The 19,297-nt window shown below is 68.8% G+C and carries 18 protein-coding genes and 1 pseudogene; 7 read left to right on the top strand and 12 right to left on the bottom strand.

All coding sequences use genetic code 11. From position 1 onward, the window contains the following. Positions 1–37: 37 nt before the first annotated feature. From H1R19_RS10225 to H1R19_RS10215, 3 genes are read left to right on the top strand one after another with little or no spacing between them, the layout of a single operon-like run. Positions 38–1,060: a heme/hemin ABC transporter substrate-binding protein gene (locus H1R19_RS10225; RefSeq protein ID WP_188329037.1), complete on the top strand. Its 1,023-nt coding sequence runs from the start codon at positions 38–40 to the stop codon at positions 1,058–1,060. Positions 1,061–1,089: 29 nt separating this feature from the next. Next, complete coding sequence (locus tag H1R19_RS10220) at positions 1,090–2,184, top strand: FecCD family ABC transporter permease (RefSeq protein ID WP_219851581.1); 1,095 nt, start codon at positions 1,090–1,092, stop codon at positions 2,182–2,184. Next, positions 2,181–2,981, top strand: coding sequence for a heme ABC transporter ATP-binding protein (locus tag H1R19_RS10215; RefSeq protein ID WP_244970936.1), 801 nt, complete (start codon positions 2,181–2,183; stop codon positions 2,979–2,981). Before H1R19_RS10220 ends, H1R19_RS10215 begins: the two co-directional genes overlap by 4 nt. 10 nt (positions 2,982–2,991) lie before the next feature. Here the strand turns inward: H1R19_RS10215 and H1R19_RS10210 are convergent, their stop codons facing one another. The 6 genes from H1R19_RS10210 to puuE all read right to left on the bottom strand — a co-directional run bounded on the left by H1R19_RS10210 (position 2,992) and on the right by puuE (position 10,473). Beyond that, positions 2,992–4,824 carry a penicillin-binding transpeptidase domain-containing protein gene (locus H1R19_RS10210; protein WP_188329036.1) on the bottom strand — a complete coding sequence of 611 codons (1,833 nt, stop codon included), beginning with the start codon at positions 4,822–4,824 and terminating at the stop codon, positions 2,992–2,994. Between the two features lie 71 nt (positions 4,825–4,895). Then, a complete protein-coding gene (locus H1R19_RS10205) occupies positions 4,896–5,732 on the bottom strand; it encodes a GNAT family N-acetyltransferase (RefSeq protein WP_219851334.1) in 837 nt (278 codons plus the stop codon). Positions 5,733–5,765: 33 nt separating this feature from the next. Beyond that, positions 5,766–6,953, bottom strand: a complete 1,188-nt coding sequence (gene ispG / locus H1R19_RS10200; protein WP_188329034.1) for a flavodoxin-dependent (E)-4-hydroxy-3-methylbut-2-enyl-diphosphate synthase — start codon at positions 6,951–6,953, stop codon at positions 5,766–5,768. A 67-nt stretch (positions 6,954–7,020) separates the two neighbouring features. Beyond that, positions 7,021–8,247, bottom strand: a complete 1,227-nt coding sequence (locus H1R19_RS10195) for a M50 family metallopeptidase (protein ID WP_188329033.1) — start codon at positions 8,245–8,247, stop codon at positions 7,021–7,023. A gap of 52 nt (positions 8,248–8,299) precedes the next feature. Next, entirely contained in the window at positions 8,300–9,499 is a 1,200-nt protein-coding gene (dxr, locus tag H1R19_RS10190) for a 1-deoxy-D-xylulose-5-phosphate reductoisomerase (RefSeq protein WP_188329032.1), read from the bottom strand. A gap of 17 nt (positions 9,500–9,516) precedes the next feature. After that, on the bottom strand, positions 9,517–10,473 hold the full coding sequence (gene puuE / locus H1R19_RS10185; protein ID WP_372631143.1) for an allantoinase PuuE: 957 nt from the start codon (positions 10,471–10,473) through the stop codon (positions 9,517–9,519). A gap of 160 nt (positions 10,474–10,633) precedes the next feature. Between puuE and H1R19_RS10180 the strand changes: the two genes are divergently transcribed. Then, positions 10,634–10,915, top strand: a complete 282-nt coding sequence (locus H1R19_RS10180) for a DUF2631 domain-containing protein (RefSeq protein WP_188329031.1) — start codon at positions 10,634–10,636, stop codon at positions 10,913–10,915. A gap of 93 nt (positions 10,916–11,008) precedes the next feature. Here the strand turns inward: H1R19_RS10180 and rlmN are convergent, their stop codons facing one another. Continuing rightward, complete coding sequence (gene rlmN, locus H1R19_RS10175) at positions 11,009–12,115, bottom strand: dual-specificity RNA methyltransferase RlmN (protein WP_188329030.1); 1,107 nt, start codon at positions 12,113–12,115, stop codon at positions 11,009–11,011. Between the two features lie 30 nt (positions 12,116–12,145). Here rlmN and H1R19_RS10170 point away from each other — a divergent pair, with 30 nt between their 5' ends. Further along, entirely contained in the window at positions 12,146–12,580 is a 435-nt protein-coding gene (locus H1R19_RS10170) for a LapA family protein (RefSeq protein WP_219851333.1), read from the top strand. 12 nt (positions 12,581–12,592) lie between these two features. Here the strand turns inward: H1R19_RS10170 and H1R19_RS10165 are convergent, their stop codons facing one another. The 5 genes from H1R19_RS10165 to H1R19_RS10145 all read right to left on the bottom strand — a co-directional run bounded on the left by H1R19_RS10165 (position 12,593) and on the right by H1R19_RS10145 (position 16,964). After that, positions 12,593–13,450 carry a phosphatidate cytidylyltransferase gene (locus tag H1R19_RS10165; RefSeq protein ID WP_219851332.1) on the bottom strand — a complete coding sequence of 286 codons (858 nt, stop codon included), beginning with the start codon at positions 13,448–13,450 and terminating at the stop codon, positions 12,593–12,595. 41 nt (positions 13,451–13,491) lie between these two features. Continuing rightward, positions 13,492–14,049: a ribosome recycling factor gene (frr, locus tag H1R19_RS10160; protein ID WP_188329027.1), complete on the bottom strand. Its 558-nt coding sequence runs from the start codon at positions 14,047–14,049 to the stop codon at positions 13,492–13,494. Positions 14,050–14,132: 83 nt separating this feature from the next. Beyond that, a complete protein-coding gene (pyrH, locus tag H1R19_RS10155; RefSeq protein WP_188329026.1) occupies positions 14,133–14,888 on the bottom strand; it encodes a UMP kinase in 756 nt (251 codons plus the stop codon). 70 nt (positions 14,889–14,958) lie between these two features. Then, entirely contained in the window at positions 14,959–15,978 is a 1,020-nt protein-coding gene (locus tag H1R19_RS10150; RefSeq protein ID WP_219851331.1) for a glycosyltransferase family protein, read from the bottom strand. After that, complete coding sequence (locus tag H1R19_RS10145) at positions 15,945–16,964, bottom strand: alpha/beta hydrolase (protein ID WP_188329024.1); 1,020 nt, start codon at positions 16,962–16,964, stop codon at positions 15,945–15,947. The genes H1R19_RS10150 and H1R19_RS10145 overlap by 34 nt, the downstream gene beginning before the upstream one ends. Before the next feature lie 283 nt (positions 16,965–17,247). Between H1R19_RS10145 and H1R19_RS10140 the strand changes: the two genes are divergently transcribed. Beyond that, positions 17,248–18,669 (top strand): condensation domain-containing protein, encoded by a 1,422-nt coding sequence (locus H1R19_RS10140; RefSeq protein ID WP_219851578.1) that lies wholly within the window; start codon positions 17,248–17,250, stop codon positions 18,667–18,669. Positions 18,670–18,782: 113 nt separating this feature from the next. Next, a pseudogene (locus H1R19_RS10135) lies at positions 18,783–19,171 on the top strand (MFS transporter); the annotation flags it as partial. Positions 19,172–19,297 lie beyond the last annotated feature (126 nt).

The following is a 19,297-nucleotide window of genomic DNA, read 5'->3' as shown; positions in this document are numbered from 1 at the left end:
CCGGTGGGCGGCGCGGACCGATCGAAGGAGGTGGCAGGTGGGCAGCAGACCGTTACGCGCGTTGTCGGTGGTGCTGCTGACCGTGCTGACCGTCTCAGGGTGCTTCGTCACCCCCATCGAGCAGGACCGCCACTCCCCCGGCGCGCACCTACGATCCGGCCCGCAGACCGCGACCCTGTCGCAGACGGACGTCATCCCGGTCGCCGACAACCCGCAACCCCGCCTGCCCGCGACCGTCGAGTCGGTGCGTTACGGCCGGGTCACCGTCACCGACGCCAGCCGCATCGTCGCCGTCGACATCAACGGCACCCTGGGCAACACGGTCTTCGCGCTCGGACTCGGGTCGCGCGTCGTCGGGCGCGACACGTCGACCGCGTTCCCCTCGGCGGTCTCACGTCCGGTGGTGACCAACCGCGGGCACAGCCTCGATGCGGAGGCGGTACTCGCCCTCGCACCGACTGTCGTGCTGGTCAGCGAGTCGACGGTGCCGACGACGGCGGTCGACCAGATCCGGGCCTCCGGGATCGCGGTCGTGGTGTTCCCGGCCATCCGCGATCTCGCCTCCAACGATGCCCTGATGCGTCGGGTCGCCGCGGCGCTCGGGGTCCGCGACGAGGGGGAGAAACTCATCGCCCGCACCGACTCCCAGGTCGAGGCCGCACGTGAGCTGGTCCCCGACCTCTCCGGCGATCCGACGATGGCGTTCCTCTACATCCGGGGCCGCAACCTCCTGCTGCTCGCCGGCCCCGGATCGGGCGCCGACGACCTCATCGAGTCACTCGGCGGCGACGACGCCGGTGCGGCCGCGGACCTCACCGGGGCGTTCACCGCGATCAGTGCGGAGGCCATGATCACCGCCGACCCCGATGTGATCATCGTCATGACACAGGGCGCGGACACCGTCGGGGGCCCCGAAGGTGTGATGACGCTCCCGGGGGTCGAGGACACCGAGGCCGGCCGTCACGGGCGGATCGTGCAGATGGACGAGAGCAAGATCCTGGCCTTCGGCCCAGACGTCGGGCTCGTCCTCGCCGCACTCGCGAAGTCGATCTACACGTGAGGACCCCCGCCCCGTCGACCACGTCCGGGATCGCCCCGACATCTGGTCCCGCCCCCGGTGCAAGTGAAGACACGCATCGCGTGCGCAACACCGCGGTGGTCGTCAGCATGCTCGTCGCCACCGTCGTCCTGGTGATCATCTCGGCGGGCACCGGCAAGGTCGGGGTGCCGCCGCTGGAGGTCCTCGGGAGCCTCGCCCACCACTTCCACCTCGACGTCGGCCCGTTGCCCTCGCATCCGAACGGCGAAGGCGCACTCTGGAATGTGCGGTTCCCGCGTATCGTGCTCGGCCTGTTCGTCGGCGCGGCACTCGGCGCGGCGGGCTGCCTGCTGCAGGGCGTGCTGGCCAATCCCCTGGCCGAGCCGGGCATCATCGGGGTCTCCTCGGGCGCCGCGGTCGGCGCCTGCCTGATGATCGTGCTCGCCGGCGGAACCGCGGCCGGCGGCGGTGCGGCGGGCAACTGGGCGCTGGCCGGGGCGGCCTTCCTCTTCGGCCTGATCACCGCGGCCGCGGTCTACGTGCTGTCGCTGCGGGACGGCTCGTCGTCGGCGATCATGCTGGTGCTCACCGGGATCGCGGTCAACGCCTTCGCCGCGGGCATCATCGCCTACCTCACGTTCGTCGCGACCACGGCCGCCCGTGAGCAGATCATCTTCTGGCAACTCGGGTCGCTCGCCGGACGCACCTGGGGTGAGATCTGGGTGGTGGCGCCCCTCGTGGTCGCCGGCGTCGGCGCCTGCCTGTTCCTGGTGCACAAACTCGACCTACTGGCCCTGGGTGACATCCAGGCGGCGTCGCTGGGTGTCAACGTCGAATCCGTTCGCCGACAGGCGATCGTGCTGGTCGCGATCCTCACCGCGGCCGCGGTCGCCTTCGCCGGGATCATTGCGTTCGTCGGGCTGGTGGTACCGCACGTGATGCGCCTCATCGTCGGTCCGCGGCACGCCATCCTGTTGCCCACGAGCGTGATCGGTGGCGCACTGGTCATCACCGCCGCCGACCTCGCCGCCCGTACGATGCTCGGCGACGCCGACCTCCCGCTGGGCATGTTCACCTCCCTGATCGGCGGGCCGGTCTTCTTCATCCTGCTGCGGCGCAGCCGACATGCCGGAGCCGGCTGGTGAGCGCCACGGCCGATACACCCGGAATCCGTCCGGCCGGAATCCGGGCCGAGGACATCCACGTCGTCCTCGGCGGTCGCGAGGTGGTGCGCGGGGTGTCCCTCGAGGTCCATCCGGGCGAGCTGGTCGCCTTGGTCGGCCCCAACGGTTGCGGCAAATCGACACTGCTGTCGGTGTTGTCAGGGACCCGCGCCCCGCGCAGCGGGCGCGTCCACATCGACGGCCGCGACGCCGCCACGACGCCGATGCGCGAGCTCGCCAGGCATCGGTCGCTGGTCACCCAGCAGAATCGCGTGGACACGCCGTTCACCGTGGCCGAGGTGGTTGCGATGGGCCGCTACCCGTGGCTGCGTACGCCGCGTGCCGTCGACTCCCCCGCCGCGATCGCCGACGCGATGAAGATCTGCGAACTGCGCGACATCGCCGACCGCCCGTTCGCCCAGCTCTCCGGTGGTCAACAGGCCCGGGTGTCGCTGGCTCGTGCGCTCGCCCAGGACACCCCGGTGATGATGCTTGACGAGCCGACCGCCGCCCTCGACATCCATCACCAGGAGCAGGTCCTCGACGTCCTGCGGCTGCATCGCGATGCGGGCAACGCGGTACTCCTCGTCGTGCACGACCTGACACTGGCCGCGGCCTACGCCGACCGCGTCGCGGTGATGAAGGACGGCGAGCTGCTCGCGATCGGACCCACGTCCGAGGTGATGACCGTCGACCTGCTGACCCGGACCTACGATCACCCCGTCGAGGTCATCGACCACAGCGGCCGCAAGGTGATCCTGCCCGTCCGGGTGTCCTAGCCGCCCTGTTCTAGCGCACCGCGTATCCCGGTCCCAGTCCGCCGAAGAAGTCGCGGGTGACGGCCACCGCGTTGTTGGAGTCGCCGCCTCTCACCACCAGGGTGGCGAACGCGAGGTCGCCGCGATAGCCGGCGAACCACGCGTGCGAACCGCCCGCGAACTCGGCCTCACCGGTCTTGCCGAACACCGCGCCCTGACCGTCGATCACCGAGGCGGTACCGCTGGTGATCACGGCGCGCATCATCGGCCGCAGCTGCTCGTACACCTCCGGCGCCATCGTGGGCGTCGGCCCCTCGACCTTCGTCGGTTTTCCCAGGATGAGCTGCGGCACCGGGGCTTTGGAGCCGTTCGCGACCGTCGCCGCGACCAGCGCGAGCCCCAGCGGCGACACCAGCACCTTGCCCTGCCCGAAGCCGTCCTCACTGCGGGCGACCAGCTCGTTCTCGATCGGCACCGAGCCGGACACGGCGTCGAGGCCGGCGATCTCGTACTGCTGGCCCACACCCATCGCCGCGGCGGCATGTGCCAGGTCCGACGGGCCCATCTCGCTGGCGAGTTTGGCGAAGGTGGTGTTGCAGGACTGCGCGAAGGCCCGCAGCATCGACACGGTGCCCAGCGCGAAGCCGTCGTAGTTGGGGATCAGGCGCGGCCCGATCTGGATCTCGCCGGGGCAGCCCACGGCTGTGTCCGGGGTGGCCATCTTGCGGTTGATCGCCGCGGCCGCGGTGACCATCTTGAAGGTCGATCCGGGCGGATACAGGCCGGTGGTCGCGATCGGACCCTGCCGATCGGCGGTGGGGTTCTGGGCCACCGCGAGGATGCGCCCGGTGGACGGTTGCACGACGACCATCGCGACCTGGAAGCGGTTGGCGCCGTTGACCGCTCGCTGGGCGGCGTTCTGGACCGTGCGCGACAGGCTCAGGGAGACCGCGGGCGAGGGATCGGCATCGTGGTCGGCGAGCACGTCGGCGGCGAGACCGTTCGGGTTGATCGTCGCCACGCGCCACCCGGCGCGCCCCGCGACCTCGGTGTCGACGACCTTCTTGACCTCGGTCAGCAGCGCCGGCGCGAAATCCGGATCCTTGGAGACCAGCTCCGCCTGCTCGTTGTTCACGACCCCGGGGATCGCCAATCGGTCGCGGAGACGATCGAACTGCGCATGCGTCAGACGCGCCAGCGGATACTGCTGCCCGCTGGCGGTGACCTCCTCGGTGATCGCCTGTTCGTCCAGCGACGGGTTGAACCGACGTAGCACCGCCACCGCACCGGTGACCGATTCGGCGATCGACGCGCCCTGCTCGGCGGCCGCCGTCGGATCGAAGTTGACTCCGACGACAGTGCCGTTGACCATCACCTCCGAGCCGTCGGACTCGTTGACCGTGGCGCGCGGCGCCTCCACGATCTGCAATGAGAGTCGTTGATCCGCACCGAGTTTCGGATGGATGTTGGTCGACGCCCAACGCACGGCCCAGCCCTCGTCCGAGCGACCCATGCGCAGGGTGGCGTCGTAGTCCCAGTGCCTGCCCCGCGGCAGCGCCCAGGTGTAGGCGACCTCGACCTCGGCGGTGTCCCCGGTCACGCGGACACGGCCCGCGCGCGTGTCGAGTGCCTCGGCGGCCAGACCCGACCAGGCGGCGTCCATGGACGTCTCGGCGACGGTGGGATCGTCGGTCTGCGCGGCCGCCTCACCGACCTCACGTTCGGCATAGGCGGCCAGGAAGCGCTCGGCGGCACTGCGCGGACCGTCGTCCTCACCGCTCGAGCAGCCGACGCCTGCCACGGTCACGACAGCACACATCGCGACGATCACCGCCGGGGTCCATCGAGTTCGCATGCGCCACATCGCGGCCGAGTCTATGGCCGATGCGGTGCGTTCCCGGGGAGGCACGCGGAAGCCGGACGGTGTGGGTGATCTCAATCCACGAGGACGGTGGCGAAGACGCCCACCTCGGTGAATCCGATGCGCTCGTACACCGCCCGGGCGGTCACATTGAAGCTGTTGACGTACAGGCTGGGGATCCGGCCGTGCGCGGAGACCGCCTCGGCGACCGCGGCGGTGCCGCCGAGCCCGAGACCCTCACCTCGCCGCTCGGGCGAGACCCACACACCCTGGATCTGACCGACGCGTCGCGACAGCGACCCGATCTCGGCCTTGAACACGACGTCGGGCCCGTCGAAGCGGGCGAACACCCGCTGTGCGGAGATCAGCGACGCCAGACGCCGCCGGTAGGAGCGGCCGCCGTCGCCGGTGGTCGGATCGACACCCACCTCGCCGATGAACATGTCGATAGCGGCGGGCATGTAGGCGTCGAGGTCGTCGAGGGTGACCAGGCGCACCAGCGGATCTGTCGGGACGGCCGAGCACGTCATGAGCGCGAGCAGCGGCTGCGCGGGCCGCACCTCCCGGGCCGGGCCCCAGACGGGTTCGATCTGCTCCCACATCGGCAGCACCAGGTCGGCGCGGCCGACGATCGACGAGCAGGCCCGGGGGCCCGCCACGGCGCGGTCGGAGAAGTAGTCGAGGTCCTCGGGTGCGCCGGTGAGCGGGATCAGGTTGGCGCCGGAGAAACACAGCGACGACAACGGATTGTGCGCGGTCCACAGCTCGCCGCCGAGGAGGCGCGGATTGATCCCGTGGGTCTCGAAGCGGGCCGCGACCATGCACATGGCGACCGGGTCAGAGGTGAGGACACGTTCGACGGCGGGCGCGTCTCGCGCGCCGAGCGGCTTGTCGCCCAGCAACTTCAGCAACGCCGCTCCTCCCTCGACAGGTTCCTGCGGGACCTACGAGACGGTCACCACGGGCGGGCCCACGTGTGTGTCGCCTTCAGTTTCTCCCGACTCCTCGGCAATTCGCAGCGCTTCTTCGATCAATGTCTCCACGATCTGCGCCTCGGGAACGGTCTTGATGACCTCGCCCTTGACGAAGATCTGCCCCTTGCCGTTGCCGGAGGCAACGCCCAGGTCGGCCTCGCGGGCCTCGCCCGGACCGTTCACGACACACCCCATGACCGCCACACGCAGCGGGACCTCCATGCCCTCGAGGCCTGCGGTCACCTCGTCGGCGAGCTTGTAGACGTCGACCTGCGCGCGACCGCACGACGGGCACGAGACGATCTCGAGCTTGCGCGGACGCAGGTTGAGCGACTGCAGGATCCGGTCGCCGACCTTGATCTCCTCGGCGGGCGGCGCCGACAGGGACACGCGGATGGTGTCGCCGATGCCCTCCGACAGCAGCGCGCCGAAGGCCACGGCCGACTTGATGGTGCCCTGGAACGCCGGCCCGGCCTCGGTGACGCCGAGGTGCAACGGGTAGTCGCACTGGGCCGCGAGCTGCCGGTAGGCCTCGACCATGATGACCGGGTCGTTGTGCTTGACCGAGATCTTGATGTCGCCGAAGCCGTGCTCCTCGAACAGCCCCGCCTCCCACAGCGCCGATTCGACCAGCGCCTCGGGGGTGGCCTTGCCGTACTTCTGCAGGATGCGCTTGTCGAGCGATCCGGCGTTGACGCCGATCCGGATGGGGATGCCCGCGTCGCCCGCCGCCTTCGCGACCTCTTTGACGCGGCCGTCGAACTCCTTGATGTTGCCCGGGTTCACGCGCACCGCGGCGCATCCCGCGTCGATCGCGGCGAAGATGTACTTGGGCTGGAAGTGGATGTCGGCGATCACCGGGATCTTCGACTTGCGGGCGATGATCGGCAGGGCCTCGGCGTCCTCGGGACGCGGGCAGGCCACGCGCACGATGTCGCAACCGGACGCGGTCAGTTCCGCGATCTGCTGGAGGGTGGCGTTGATGTCGTGGGTCTTGGTGGTGGTCATCGACTGCACCGAGATCGGATGATCGCTGCCGATGCCGACCGAGCCTACGAATAACTGCCGGGTCTTGCGACGCGGGGCGAGCACCGGCGGCGGTCCGGCGGGCATGCCGAGTCCGATCGGCACGGCGTTCGCGGAAGTCGGGGCGTTCATCTCTTCACCTCTGTGGGTAGCGGTTGGCGTAGCTGGTATTCGGCACCGGGTGCCTGTCCGGACCGGGTCACCACGGGTTGATCGGGTTGACGATGTCGGCGGTCAGTGTGAGCACCATGAAGCCGGCCATCACGACCACCGCGGCGTAGGTGATCGGCAGCAGCTTGTAGTAGTCGACCGCTGCTCCGGGCGCCCGGCCGAACCAGCGGCGGACGGTGTCGCGACCCTTCTCGTAGCCGACGATGGCCATGTGACCGCCGTCGAGCGGGAGCAGCGGGACCAGGTTGAACAGGCCGAGGAAGAAGTTGATGCTGATCAGCAGCATCCAGAACATGTCCCACAGGCCGCGTTCGACGGCCTGGCCGCCGAGCACCGAGGCGCCGTACACGCTGACCGGGGTGTCGAGGGCGCGCTCACCACCGGTGACCGCGGTCCACAGCGCACCGATCTTCGAGGGCAGCGACAGCAGCGCGTTCCACGTCTCGACGAACAGGTCGCCGGTGAAGCCGATCGCCCCCGGGATGATGTCGAGGCCGCTGTAGGAGACGATCCCCGGCGGAACGTCGTAGGCGATGCCGACCATGTTGTAGGTCTGGCTCTCGGTGGTGCCGTCGGCCTTCTTCGCGGTGACGGTGACCGGCTCCGGTGTCATCGTCAGTTCGAGGCGCTGCCCGTCGCGGTCGACGGTGAGTGCGACCGGACCGGTCGATTCACGGATCACCGGGGTCAGGTCGGCGGCCTTGCCGACGGGCGTGCCGTTGATGGCGACGATCTCGTCGCCCGGCCGCAGTCCGGCGGCCCCGGCGGGTCCGGCGCCGGTGCAGGGCGAGTTGGTCTGCTTACCGTCGGCGATGGTGATGGTCGACGACACACACTGCGTCTCGGCGACTTTCGCGGGCACCGGCGGCGGATTGAGGTTCGGCAGGCCGAAGGTCAGTCCGACGATGATGATCAGGACGAATCCGAGGATGAAGTTCTGCGCGGGACCTGCCAGCAGCACGACGAGCCGCTTCCAGGCCTTCTGCTTGTACATCGCGCGGTCGACCTCGTCGGCGGCGAGCTCCTCGTGCGGGGTCATCCCCGCGATGTCGCAGAAGCCGCCGAGCGGCAGTGCCTTGATCCCGTATTCGGTCTCGCCGCGGCGCGTCGACCAGATGGTCGGACCGAAGCCGACGAAGTAGCGCCGGACCTTCATGCCGGTGGCCTGCGCGGCCCACATGTGACCACACTCATGCCAGGCGATCGACAGCAACAGCGCCACCGCAAACAGCGTGACACCGATCGCGAAACTCACGTACTCACTCCATCCAGATCACGACGACGACCCGATCGCCGGAGATCCCAGCTCACGAGGATGCGGCCACCAGCACTGCGGCACGATCCCGGGCCCACCGATCGGCGGCGAAGACCTCCTCCACAGTACCTGGCGTCGCACGCCACTGATCGGCCTCGCCGAGCACGTCGGCGATGATCTCGACGATGCGCGGGAACCGGATCGTACCTGCGAAGAACCCGGCGGCGGCGGCCTCGTTCGCGGCGTTGTAGACCGCGGTGAGACTGCCGCCCGCGCGGCCCGCGGAGCGCGCGAGTTCGATCGCCGGGAACACCTCGTCGTCGACGGGCTCGAAGGTCCACGACGACGCGGTCGAGAAGTCACACGCCGACGACGACCCGGGAACCCGGTCCGGCCACCCCAGCGCGAGCGCGATCGGGAGTTTCATCGACGGCGGCGACGCCTTGGCGAGGGTCGCACCGTCGACGAAGGTCACCATCGAGTGCACGATCGACTGCGGGTGCACGGTCACGTCGATGTGGTCGTAGTCGACGCCGAACAGCAGATGGGCCTCGATGACCTCGAGTGCCTTGTTGACCAGGGTCGCCGAGTTGAGCGTGATCATCGGCCCCATCGACCAGGTGGGATGGTGGCCTGCCTGCTCGGGGGTGACGTCCTCGAGTTGCTCGCGCGTCCAGCCGCGGAAGGGCCCGCCCGAGGCGGTGAGCACCAGTCGGTCGACCTCGTCGGCCGTACCCCCACGCAGGCACTGGGCGATCGCGGAGTGTTCGGAGTCGACCGGGACGATCTGCCCGGGAGCGGCGGCGTCGAGCACCAGCGACCCGCCCGCGACCAGGGACTCCTTGTTCGCGAGTGCCAGCCGGGCGCCGGACCGCAGCGCCGCGAGGCTCGGTGCCAGTCCTATCGAACCGACGACGGCGTTGAGGACCACGTCGACTCCCCCGTCGTCGGTGTCGCCGGTGCTCGCGTCGATCAGATCGCACATGGCGTCGGGCCCGCCGAGGACCGCTCCCCCGACCCGTCGCGCCATCTCACCCGCCCGGTCCGGGTCGGCGACGGCCAGGCGCGAGGCTCCGACGCCGAAGGTCGCAGCCTGCTCGGCGAGCAGATCGAGGTTGCCGCCACCGGCACCGAGTCCGGCGACCTCGAAGCGCTCGGGATGCTCGGCGATCACCTCCAGCGCCTGGACGCCGATCGAACCGGTGGAGCCGAGAATCAACACACGTGTGGGCACTCGTCCATTCTGGACCATGCCCGGATCGGGCCGTCTCAGCCGACGGGGTGGACCTTGCGCCAGTGATCGGCGATGTCGATGCGCCGGGTGATCCACACGTCGTCGTGGGACTGCACGTGATCGAGGAAGCGTTCCAGTGCGGCCAGCCGGGCGGGACGGCCGACGATGCGGCAGTGCAACCCCACCGACAGCATCTTCGGCGAACCCTCGGTTCCCTCGCGGTAGAGCACGTCGAAGGCATCCCGCAGATGCGCGAAGAACTGCTCGCCGGACGGGAACCCGCCGGGCGAGGCGAACCGCATGTCGTTGGTGTCGAGGGTGTACGGCACGACGAGATGGTCGACGAGGTCGGCGCCGCGCGGCACCTTCACCCAGTAGGGCAGGTCGTCGGCGTAACTGTCCGCGTCATAGGTGAACCCGCCCTGCTCGACGACGAGCTCCCGGGTGTTGGGCGAGTCGCGCCCGGTGTACCACCCGCGCGGGCGTTCACCGGTGATCTCGGTGAGAAGTTCGATGCCGACACGCATGTGCTCGCGTTCCACCGCCGGGTTCAGCAGCTGGTAGTTCAGCCATCGGTATCCGTGACAGGCGATCTCGTCGCCGCGTTCGACGAAGGCCGCCGCGACTTCGGGGTTGCGCGCCATCGCCTGCGCCACCGCGAACACGGTCAGCGGCAACCCGCGTCGCTCGAAGGTCCGCAGCACACGCCACACGCCGGCCCGGGACCCGTATTCGTACATGCTCTCCATGCTCATGTGACGGTTCGGGAAAGACTGCGCACCAACGATTTCCGACAAGAACGTCTCGCTGCCGCGATCGTTCTCGAGGACGTTGTTCTCCCCGCCCTCCTCGTAGTTGAGCACCAGCTGCACCGCGATCTTCGCACCGCCGGGCCACTGCGGATCGGGCGGGTTCTGGCCGTACCCGACCATGTCGCGCGGGTAGGACTCCGCTCGGTAGTCGGCAAGCGTGCGGCGTTCGGACATCGGCATGGCGGCATTCTGTCACCGACGGGCGTGTCCGGCTCGCCGCGGCGAGGTGCGTCTCTCCGGTGGCGGGTCGACGCGACCCGCGCCGGAGGTGTGAGGCTATGCTGATCGGGAACTACTACCGATCGTCAGAGATCTGACGTCCGCGCTGTGAGGAGTGGCTGTGGCAAGCACCGATGTGGAGCACACTGGGGGACACGCCGAGGTCGTGGACACCGGCTGGCGCCGTGAGCCCGCCGATGCCCCGTCGGCCCGATTCGGGTGGCACGGGCAGGCGACCAAGACCTTCTACGGGGCGGGCGTGTTCTTCGCGATCTTCCTGCTGCTGATGATGATCGGTAACCACACCGGTCACGTCGAGGACATCTGGCTCATCGCTTTTGCGGTCGGAGTGCTGTTCTTCTGCGTGCGCGGCTGGTGGATGAGCCGCGGGAAGTGGTCCTGACCGACCCCCACACCTTCGAATGAGAAGAACGCCGAGCAGACACGCTCGGCGTTCTTCTTTTTCTGCCCGGTGGGTTGTCGGTGTGAGTTCGGATCAGCGCTCTTCGGCGGCGAGCTGTCCGCACGCCGCGGCGATCTCCTGCCCGCGGGTGTCGCGCACGGTGCACGACACACCCTGTTCGCGTACCCGGCGGACGAATTCCCGCTCGACCGGCTTGGGACTGGCGTCCCACTCCGACCCCGGCGTCGGGTTCAGCGGGATCAGGTTCACGTGAACCCGCGAGCCCAGCGCCCGGTGCAGCTTCTTCCCAAGCAGATCCGCGCGCCACGGTTGATCGTTGACGTCGCGGATCAGGGCGTACTCGATCGACACACGTCGTCCGGTGGTGTCGGCGTAGTACCGCGCCGCCTCGAGCACCTCGGCCACCGACCACCGGTTGTTCACCGGGACCAGGGTGTCGCGCAGCTCGTCGTCGGGCGTGTGCAGCGACACGGCGAGGGTCACCGCGAGTCCCTCGTCGGCGAGACGACGGATCGACGGAGCGAGACCGACGGTCGACACGGTGACCGACCGGGCGGAGATCCCGAGACCATCCGGGGCGGGTGAGGTGATCTGCCGGACCGCGCTGACGACCCGCTTGTAGTTGGCGAGCGGCTCCCCCATCCCCATGAACACCACGTTGGAGAGCCGGCCCGGTTCGCCGAGCTCGCCGTCACGGAGAGCTCGGGCCGCGGCCCGGACCTGGTCCACGATCTCGGCGGTGGACAGATTGCGGTCGAGCCCGCCCTGTCCGGTCGCACAGAACGGGCACGCCATGCCGCACCCGGCCTGGCTGGATATGCACAGTGTGTTGCGCTCGGTGTAGCGCATGAGCACGCTCTCGAGCAGGGTGCCGTCGTGCAACCGCCACAGCGTCTTGCGGGTGGAGCCGTCGTCGCAGGAGATGTGCCGGACCGGGTTCAGCAGCTGTGGGAAGAGCTTGTCCCGAACCGCCTCACGGGCACCCGCAGGCAGATCGGTCATCTCGTCGACGTCTCCGTTGAGACGTGCGTAGTACTGGCGGGCCAACTGGTCGGCGCGGAACTTCGGCAGCCCCAGCTCGGCCAGAGCCGCGACGCGTCCTGCGGCATCGAGGTCGGCGAAGTGTGTCGGCGGCAGCCCGCGTCTGGGCGCGTCGAACACAAGTGGCAATGAGGTCATCCCGCCATTGTCGCATGTCATGATGGACCCATGACGACACCCGATAACCGGCGACATGGGGGTCCGGTCCCCGAGTGGGGTGCCCAGCGGCCCGGCGGGGAGAACGCGCCCGAGCCTGTGCCGACCGCGCAGGCATCCCAGATGCAGCCCGACCCGGACACCGGCGACGCGGCGATGCAGGCCGAACGTGACCGGCTCCGGCAGACGGTCGCCGATGTCGAACACACCCGCACCCGGGCGACCTGGTTCGGTGTGGTCATCGGCGCGGCGATCCTCATCCTGCTGCTGGTGTTCATCCTGCAGAACCTCGACAGTCAGCGGATCATGGTGATCTTCTGGGAGGTCAATCTCCCACTGGGAGTGAGCCTGTTGATCGCGGCGATCGCCGGTGCCCTGATCGTCGCACTGGTCGGCGGACTGCGCATGTTCCAGCTGCGCCGCGCCCTGAACAAGACGACGAAATAGCAGCAGCAAGCTCTACAACAGGGCGGTCAGCACGGCCCACACCACGAAGGCCGAGGGCAGCAGGCTGTCGAGGCGGTCCATGATGCCACCGTGACCGGGCAGTAGCGTGCCCATGTCCTTGATGCCGAGGTCGCGTTTGACCTGCGATTCCACCAGGTCGCCCAGTGTCGCGCACACGACCAGCACGGGACCCAGGATCAGACCGATCCACCAGTGGCTGCCGATCAGGAACGTGATGCAGCACACGGCGCCGATGGTCCCGATCAGCAGCGAGCCGACCAGGCCCTCCCAGGACTTCTTCGGGCTGATCGCCGGCGCCATGGGGTGCTTGCCGAACAGCACGCCGGCCGCGTAGCCGCCCACGTCGGAGCAGACGACCACCACCATGAGGGTCCCGACGCGCGCGGCGCCGTCCTCCTGGACCACCAGGTGCACACCGAACGACGCCAGCAACGGCAACCAGGCAAGCACGAACACGGTGACGGCGAGGTCGCGGAGATAGTTGACCGGGGCGTTGTTGATTCCCTGTGCCAGCAGCTTCCACACCATCGACACCAGGACCGTCGCCACAAAAGCGACGAGCACACCGGTCGGGCCCCACGGCCAGCTGACCCAGATGATCGCCTGACCGCCGATCAGCAGCGGCCACAGCGCGATGTCGTAGCCGGCGGAGCGGAGCCGTTTGGCGACCTCCCAGGTGGCGATGGCGAAGGCGACGGAGACGACGCCGTACCAGATCATCGGCGCGAACAGCAGGATCAGGATGATGCTGACGCCGAGGGTGGCGCCGACCGCGATCGCGGCGGGGAGGTCACGTCCGGCGCGCGACTTCTTCTCGGGTGCCGGCGCAGCGCCGTCGGGAGGGGTCATCGTGTCGTTCCTCGCGTCACCGCCTCGTTGCGGGGCAGTGCTCACACCTCGAGCAATTCATCTTCTTTGTGCTTCACGAGTTCGTCGATCTGGTGCACATAGGTTGTCGTGGTCTTGTCGAGTTCCTTCTCGGCCCGGGTGACCTCGTCCTCCCCGGCCTCACCGTCCTTCTGGATGCGCTTGAGCTCTTCGGCGGCCTTGCGCCGGACGTTGCGGATCGAGACCTTGGCGTCCTCACCCTTGCCCTTGGCCTGCTTGACCAGCTCGCGACGCCGTTCCTCGGTGAGCTGCGGGATCGCCACGCGGATGATCGTGCCGTCGTTGGTGGGGTTCACCCCGAGATCGGAGTTGCGGATGGCCTTCTCGATGGCGGGCAGGGTCGACGCCTCGTACGGCTTGATCACGACGAGCCGCGGCTCGGGGGTGTTGATGCTCGCGACCTGCGTCACCGGTGTCATCGAGCCGTAGTACTCGATGGTGACCCTGTTGAACATGGCGGGGTTGGCGCGGCCGGTGCGGATGGATCCCATGTCATCCTTGGCGACGTTGACCGCCTTCTCCATCTTCTCCTCGGCGTCGAGCAACGCGTCGTCGATCATGTTCGTCCTTGTTCCGTTCGGTCGGTGTTCGTCAGTGGCCGGTGTCAGCGGCCGGTGTCAGTGGCCTGGGCTCGGCCCGTCGGTCAGGTGCGTACCAGCGTGCCGATGCGCTCGCCCGCGACGGCGCGCGCGATATTTCCCTGTTGGAGCAAATTGAACACCAACATCGGCATCTTGTTGTCCATACACAGACTGAAGGCGGTCGCGTCGGCGACCTTCAGCTCCTTGTCGAGCACCTCACGGTGGGTGATCTCGGTGTAGAGCTTGGCGTCGGGGTTGGTGCGCGGATCGGCGTCGTACACGCCGTCGACGGCCTTGGCCATCAACACCACCTCCGCCTTGATCTCGAGGGCGCGCTGCGCCGCGGTGGTGTCGGTGGAGAAGTACGGCATGCCCATGCCGGCGCCGAAGATCACCACGCGGCCCTTCTCGAGGTGTCGCTGCGCACGCAACGGCAGGTACGGCTCGGCGACCTGGCCCATGGAGATGGCGGTCTGTACCCGGGTGGAGATGCCACGCTTTTCCAGGAAGTCCTGCAGCGCAAGGCAGTTCATCACAGTGCCGAGCATGCCCATGTAGTCCGAGCGGCTGCGGTCGAGGCCGCGCTGCTGGAGTTCGGCGCCGCGGAAGAAGTTCCCGCCGCCGATCACGACGGCAACCTGGACACCGGAATTGACCACATCGGCGATCTGATCGGCCACGGTGCCGACGACGTCGGGATCCAGCCCGACCTCGCCTCCGCCGAACATCTCGCCACCCAACTTCAGCAGAACCCGCTGAAATCCGTCGCGCCGGAAATCGGAACTCCCACTCGGGGTGGGATCGGACGCTTCGCTCATCGGCTTCCTCACTCGTCGGTTCGGTGAACCATGGTACTTCGCCCCGAATGCGACTCGCGACACGCGTCGGTCAGCGCCTCATCCCGCCCGCGAGCAACTCGCCCATGATCGTCGACAAGGGTGGGCGGTCGTCGGTGACCGGGTATGTCCGGGTCAGCGTGGGACCGTCGTCGTCGAGCAGAAATCCCGTCGACGGCGCCCCCGAATCCTCGATGCCGAGTCTGCCGAGCAGGGTGGCGACCACCTGCCGGGCGGCCGAGCCGACCTCGGCCGCCGCTGCATCGGGCGACGCCGCATCGGCCCAGCCGTGCGGCCCGAGGTCGACCTGGCCGATCGCGTCGATCCCGAATCTGGCCGCGGCATCGACCAGCATGCCGATCCCCACCCCGTGGCCGGGCGCGAACGGGATGGTCCTGAGGAGTTCGCGTGTTCCGGCGAACTCGCCTCCCAGCGGCTGGATCACCCCGGCGAGTGCTGGACACAGCGCGGCGATCAGCGGCCGCACCAGCAGTTCGGTGAGGCGGGTGCCCACGGCGGAGCCGTCGGGCTCGGGGTCGTCCCCTGCCGACGGGTGATAGCCGAGGACGAGATGGAGGTCGGGCACCAGGAGCATGGGCTCGACGAGCCGCGCGAGCACCCCGGCGACCCGGTCGGCGAGTGCGGCGTCGACGACGGCCACGACGTCGCCGTCGGTCGCCGCGAGCGACCGCCACAACACCTCTCCGCGCCCCGGCCGCAGCGGCACACCCGGCAACGCCGACTCCGGCGTCTCGACCCTGACCCCGGAGTGCGCCGCGTCATGAACCGCCGCGCCGTACGACCCGGGTTCGACGACGACGACGATCTCGTCGAGGAGCGAGCCCGCCAGCGTCACCGCCGAGCCGACGGCCTGCGCCACGGGCCAGTCCTCGTCGAGCGCGAGGACCAACGCCGAGATCGTCCGGCCCGCCTTTCGGTCGAGGAGTTCCTCGGTGGTGGCGCGGGGTCGATCCCAGGTGTTGCACTCGAGCCACGTCGCCGAGCCCGCATGCGCCGAGACCGTGACGCCCTGTGCGTTCACTCCCCGAGCACCGCCCTGAACTGCGGCCATGCGCGATGCAACTCGTCCTGCCAGTAGGGCCAGGCGTGGGTCCCGCCCGGATAGAAGTGGAAGGTCGCGGGCACACCGATCTGACGCATACGCCGTTCCAGGTTGCGCGAACACTGCGCGGTGGCCGTCTCGATCACCGCCCCGACGGCGATCTGGTCGAACAGCTTGGAACCGTTCCCGTCGATCCCCGGGCCGTCGATCGTGTCGTACCGGCCGGGCATCCCGGAGCCGTTGGACACATAGATGGCCTTGCCGCGGAACGACTCCGCGTGCACGAAGGGATCGTTCGCACGCCACGCCGGGTCTGTGGGCGGCCCCCACATGTTCATCGTGTTCCCGCCTCCGCGACCTTCGACGACCAACCGGACCATTGCCTGCCCCAGTGGGTCGCTTGTCTGAGCGCAACCGCTGAAGGAGCCCAGCGCCCGGTAGAGCCGAGGTGCGTGCAGTGCCAACTGGAACACCGAGGTGCCCGCCATCGAGATCCCGGCGATCGCGTTGCGACCGGTGGCGCGAAAGCGCCGGTCGATGGTCGCCGGCAGCTCCTCGGTCAGGAAGGTCGACCATTTCTGAACGCCGAGTACCGGATCCGGCCGGAGCCAGTCGGTGAAGTAGCTGGCCGCGCCACCCATGGGGACGACGACGTTCACGTGCTCGCCGGCGAAGAAACTCCTGATGTCGGTCCGGTCGAACCAGCTGCTGCCGCCCTCGCCACCGGCGGCCCCGTTGAGCAGGTAGAGCGTCGGCGCGGGTCCACCGCCCTTCGCGGGCAGGACCTTCACCGACACGGCCCGGTCCATCGCCGCCGACCGGACGGTGAGTTCGAGCTCGCCGCCGGCGTGCACCGTCTCGCCGATGATCGGGGCACCGCCCGGGACCGCCGCGGCCGGGGCCGCCAGACCCAGGATCGCGGCGAACACGGCGATCGCGACAACCGTCGCCTTTCGTGCCCGGGGACACCCGTTGCTGCGCTCCTGACCGTTCATGCCCTCCGCTTCCCCCGATGCTGCGACCCATGTCCATCGGAATCCCGGCAGTCTGCCGGACGACACGAGTCGGTGTCCAGGTGGGTCACACGTCCCACTACGGTCGGCCCCGAGGTTGGCACAGATCTGTTGCAGCGCAGCGGTTCCGCGCGTTCGTCATTCCCGTTCCACCGTGGTGCGCCGACCCCCTCGGGTAGCGTGCGTGCCGACCGCCGTTCGGGTCACCCCGCCGGCGATGACGGATCGAGAACACGTGTCCGCAGACGAATCGAGGAACCAGCAGATGATGAAGTTCGGCCTGATCGATGATTGGAATCCCCGACCAGGACATCTGACCAGCTGGGTGGCCTCGCTCGCCTCGGTGACGACTGCCGATCAGGCGCCGGTGCATCCTGCTCCGCCCTCCCACCAGCAGGAGGAGTATCTCCGGGTGGCGTGGCGCAACGAGTCCGCGGGATTCCGCTTCGCCCGACTCTGCCTGATGGCCTTCGACGTCGCGGCCCCCCTCGACGTGGCCGCGATGACTACTGCGGTCAACGAATTCGTGCGTAGGCACGACAGCTTCCGATCGTGGTTCTCCATGGAGGACGACGGCACTGTCCGACGCCACCTCGTCGCGCCCGAGGTCGTCGAACTCATTCCCGTGCAGCACGGTGAGCACGACGCGCATGCGCTTCGAAAGCACGTGCAGGACGAGACCTCGGGCCCGTTCCACTGGGACTGCTTCACCTTCGGGGCCATCGAGTGGGAGGGCGGGTTCACCCTCTACGCCGCCGCCGACCACCTCAACACCGATGGGATCTCCCAGGCCATCACGTGCGTGGATCTGCTGACGCTGTACATGAATGCGGCGTTCGGCACCACTGCCGAACTTGCGCCGGTCGGCAGCTATCTCGACTACTGCACACGGGAACGAACGATCTCACGGCAACTGACCCGCGAGTCGCCGCACGTGAAGCGGTGGATCGACCTGGTCCAGGCCAACGGTGGACGGTTACCGAGTTTCCCGCTCCCCCTCGACACAGGTGCCGAAACCTACACCCGCAGTGCGATCGTCAACGCGACGGTCTTCGACGAGGCCGCCGCGCTCCGGTTCGAGAACGTCTGTCGCGAGCTGGGCGCCAACGTGATCTCCGGGATCATGGCGGTCGCAGGACTCCTGTTCGCCGAATTCACCGGGGAGACCGAGTATTTCGGCATGACCCCGAAGAGCACACGGTCGGGTGCCGCGGAGATGAACTCGGTCGGCTGGTTCACCAGCCTGATCCCGGTCCCCCTGACCATCGACGGCGGGACCACGTTCCGCTCCCTCGCGCCGCATGCCGCGCGGAGCTATGAAGCCGGTAAAGAGCTCACCGACATCTCTTTTCACCGCGTTCTCGAACTCGTCGGCACCTCCGACGCCGTCAGGGTCTCCCCCGGGTGGGCGGTGCCGATGGTCTCCTACGTCGACGTCCGCAAGCTGCCCGGAGTGGAGATCTTCGAGGCCGGCAACGGTTGCCTCTTCGGTAATCGCGGCAGCAGCGAAGAGGTCTACATGTGGGTCAACCGGTTCCCGGACAACACCTCGATCACGTTGCTGCACCCCGACACCGACGTGGCGCACGACTCGGTACGGCGATACGTCGATCGGTTCGTCGAGGTGATCAGCGCGGTGGCCAACCAGGGCGACTACCGACCGTCGCTGCCCGCACTCACGTCGTGACCGCGCACCCGGCCGCCGGCCGGGACCCGTCCGACGGGGCGCACCGCGATTCCCCGGGTGCAGATTCCCCGGGCGCATGGCCGGCGCTGGCGGGGTGCCTCCTCGGGGTGTTCATGCAGATGTTCCGACACCACGATCGTCAACATCGCGCTGCCGGATCTGACCGTGGACCTCGGCGCGTCGACCTCCCGGCAACTGCTGGTCCTCACCGTCTACACGCTGGCCTTCGCGTGCACCCTGCCGGCGGCCGCCACCCTGGACGCCCGCCTGGGTCGCCGCCTGCTGTTCGTGACCGGCATGATCGCGTTCACGGTCACCAGCGTCCTCTGCGGCCTGGCCCAAGGACCGTGGGAGGCTCATCGCGGCGCGTGGCGCGCAGGGCGTCAGCGCCGCCCTCATGTCGGCGCAGATACTGGCCCTGATCGCCGCGCTGTTCGACAAACGGCGACACGGCCTGGCGTTCGGGATCTACGGCGCGGTCGCCGGACTCGCGGCGACGCTGCTGCGCGAAGTCGTCGCCGATCGGTTCGCCTGGTGTGCGCAGGCGCAGCTGCGTTCTCCGCATCCCGACCGCACGCACGATGCTCCCCCTCGGCCCCGGTGGCCGCGTGGACGCAGGACGCGGCGC

This window comes from Gordonia jinghuaiqii (genome assembly GCF_014041935.1).
In the GTDB taxonomy this organism is placed as follows: Bacteria; Actinomycetota; Actinomycetes; order Mycobacteriales; family Mycobacteriaceae; genus Gordonia; species Gordonia jinghuaiqii.
Note: the sequence above shows the minus strand (reverse complement) of the source record. Positions and strands in the feature narration are given on the sequence as shown.

What these genes read in the sequence shown, in the direction of transcription:
- H1R19_RS10210 (WP_188329036.1), bottom strand. Translation starts at nt 4,824, where the DNA reads ATGTGGCGCATGCGAACTCGATGGACCCCGGCGGTGATCGTCGCGATG.
- ispG (WP_188329034.1), bottom strand. Translation starts at nt 6,953, where the DNA reads ATGAACGCCCCGACTTCCGCGAACGCCGTGCCGATCGGACTCGGCATG.
- dxr (WP_188329032.1), bottom strand. Translation starts at nt 9,499, where the DNA reads ATGGTCCAGAATGGACGAGTGCCCACACGTGTGTTGATTCTCGGCTCC.
- puuE (WP_372631143.1), bottom strand. Translation starts at nt 10,473, where the DNA reads ATGCCGATGTCCGAACGCCGCACGCTTGCCGACTACCGAGCGGAGTCC.
- rlmN (WP_188329030.1), bottom strand. Translation starts at nt 12,115, where the DNA reads ATGACCTCATTGCCACTTGTGTTCGACGCGCCCAGACGCGGGCTGCCG.
- H1R19_RS10170 (WP_219851333.1), top strand. Translation starts at nt 12,146, where the DNA reads ATGACGACACCCGATAACCGGCGACATGGGGGTCCGGTCCCCGAGTGG.
- H1R19_RS10165 (WP_219851332.1), bottom strand. Translation starts at nt 13,450, where the DNA reads ATGACCCCTCCCGACGGCGCTGCGCCGGCACCCGAGAAGAAGTCGCGC.
- frr (WP_188329027.1), bottom strand. Translation starts at nt 14,049, where the DNA reads ATGATCGACGACGCGTTGCTCGACGCCGAGGAGAAGATGGAGAAGGCG.
- pyrH (WP_188329026.1), bottom strand. Translation starts at nt 14,888, where the DNA reads ATGAGCGAAGCGTCCGATCCCACCCCGAGTGGGAGTTCCGATTTCCGG.
- H1R19_RS10150 (WP_219851331.1), bottom strand. Translation starts at nt 15,978, where the DNA reads ATGGCCGCAGTTCAGGGCGGTGCTCGGGGAGTGAACGCACAGGGCGTC.
- H1R19_RS10145 (WP_188329024.1), bottom strand. Translation starts at nt 16,964, where the DNA reads ATGAACGGTCAGGAGCGCAGCAACGGGTGTCCCCGGGCACGAAAGGCG.
- H1R19_RS10140 (WP_219851578.1), top strand. Translation starts at nt 17,248, where the DNA reads ATGATGAAGTTCGGCCTGATCGATGATTGGAATCCCCGACCAGGACAT.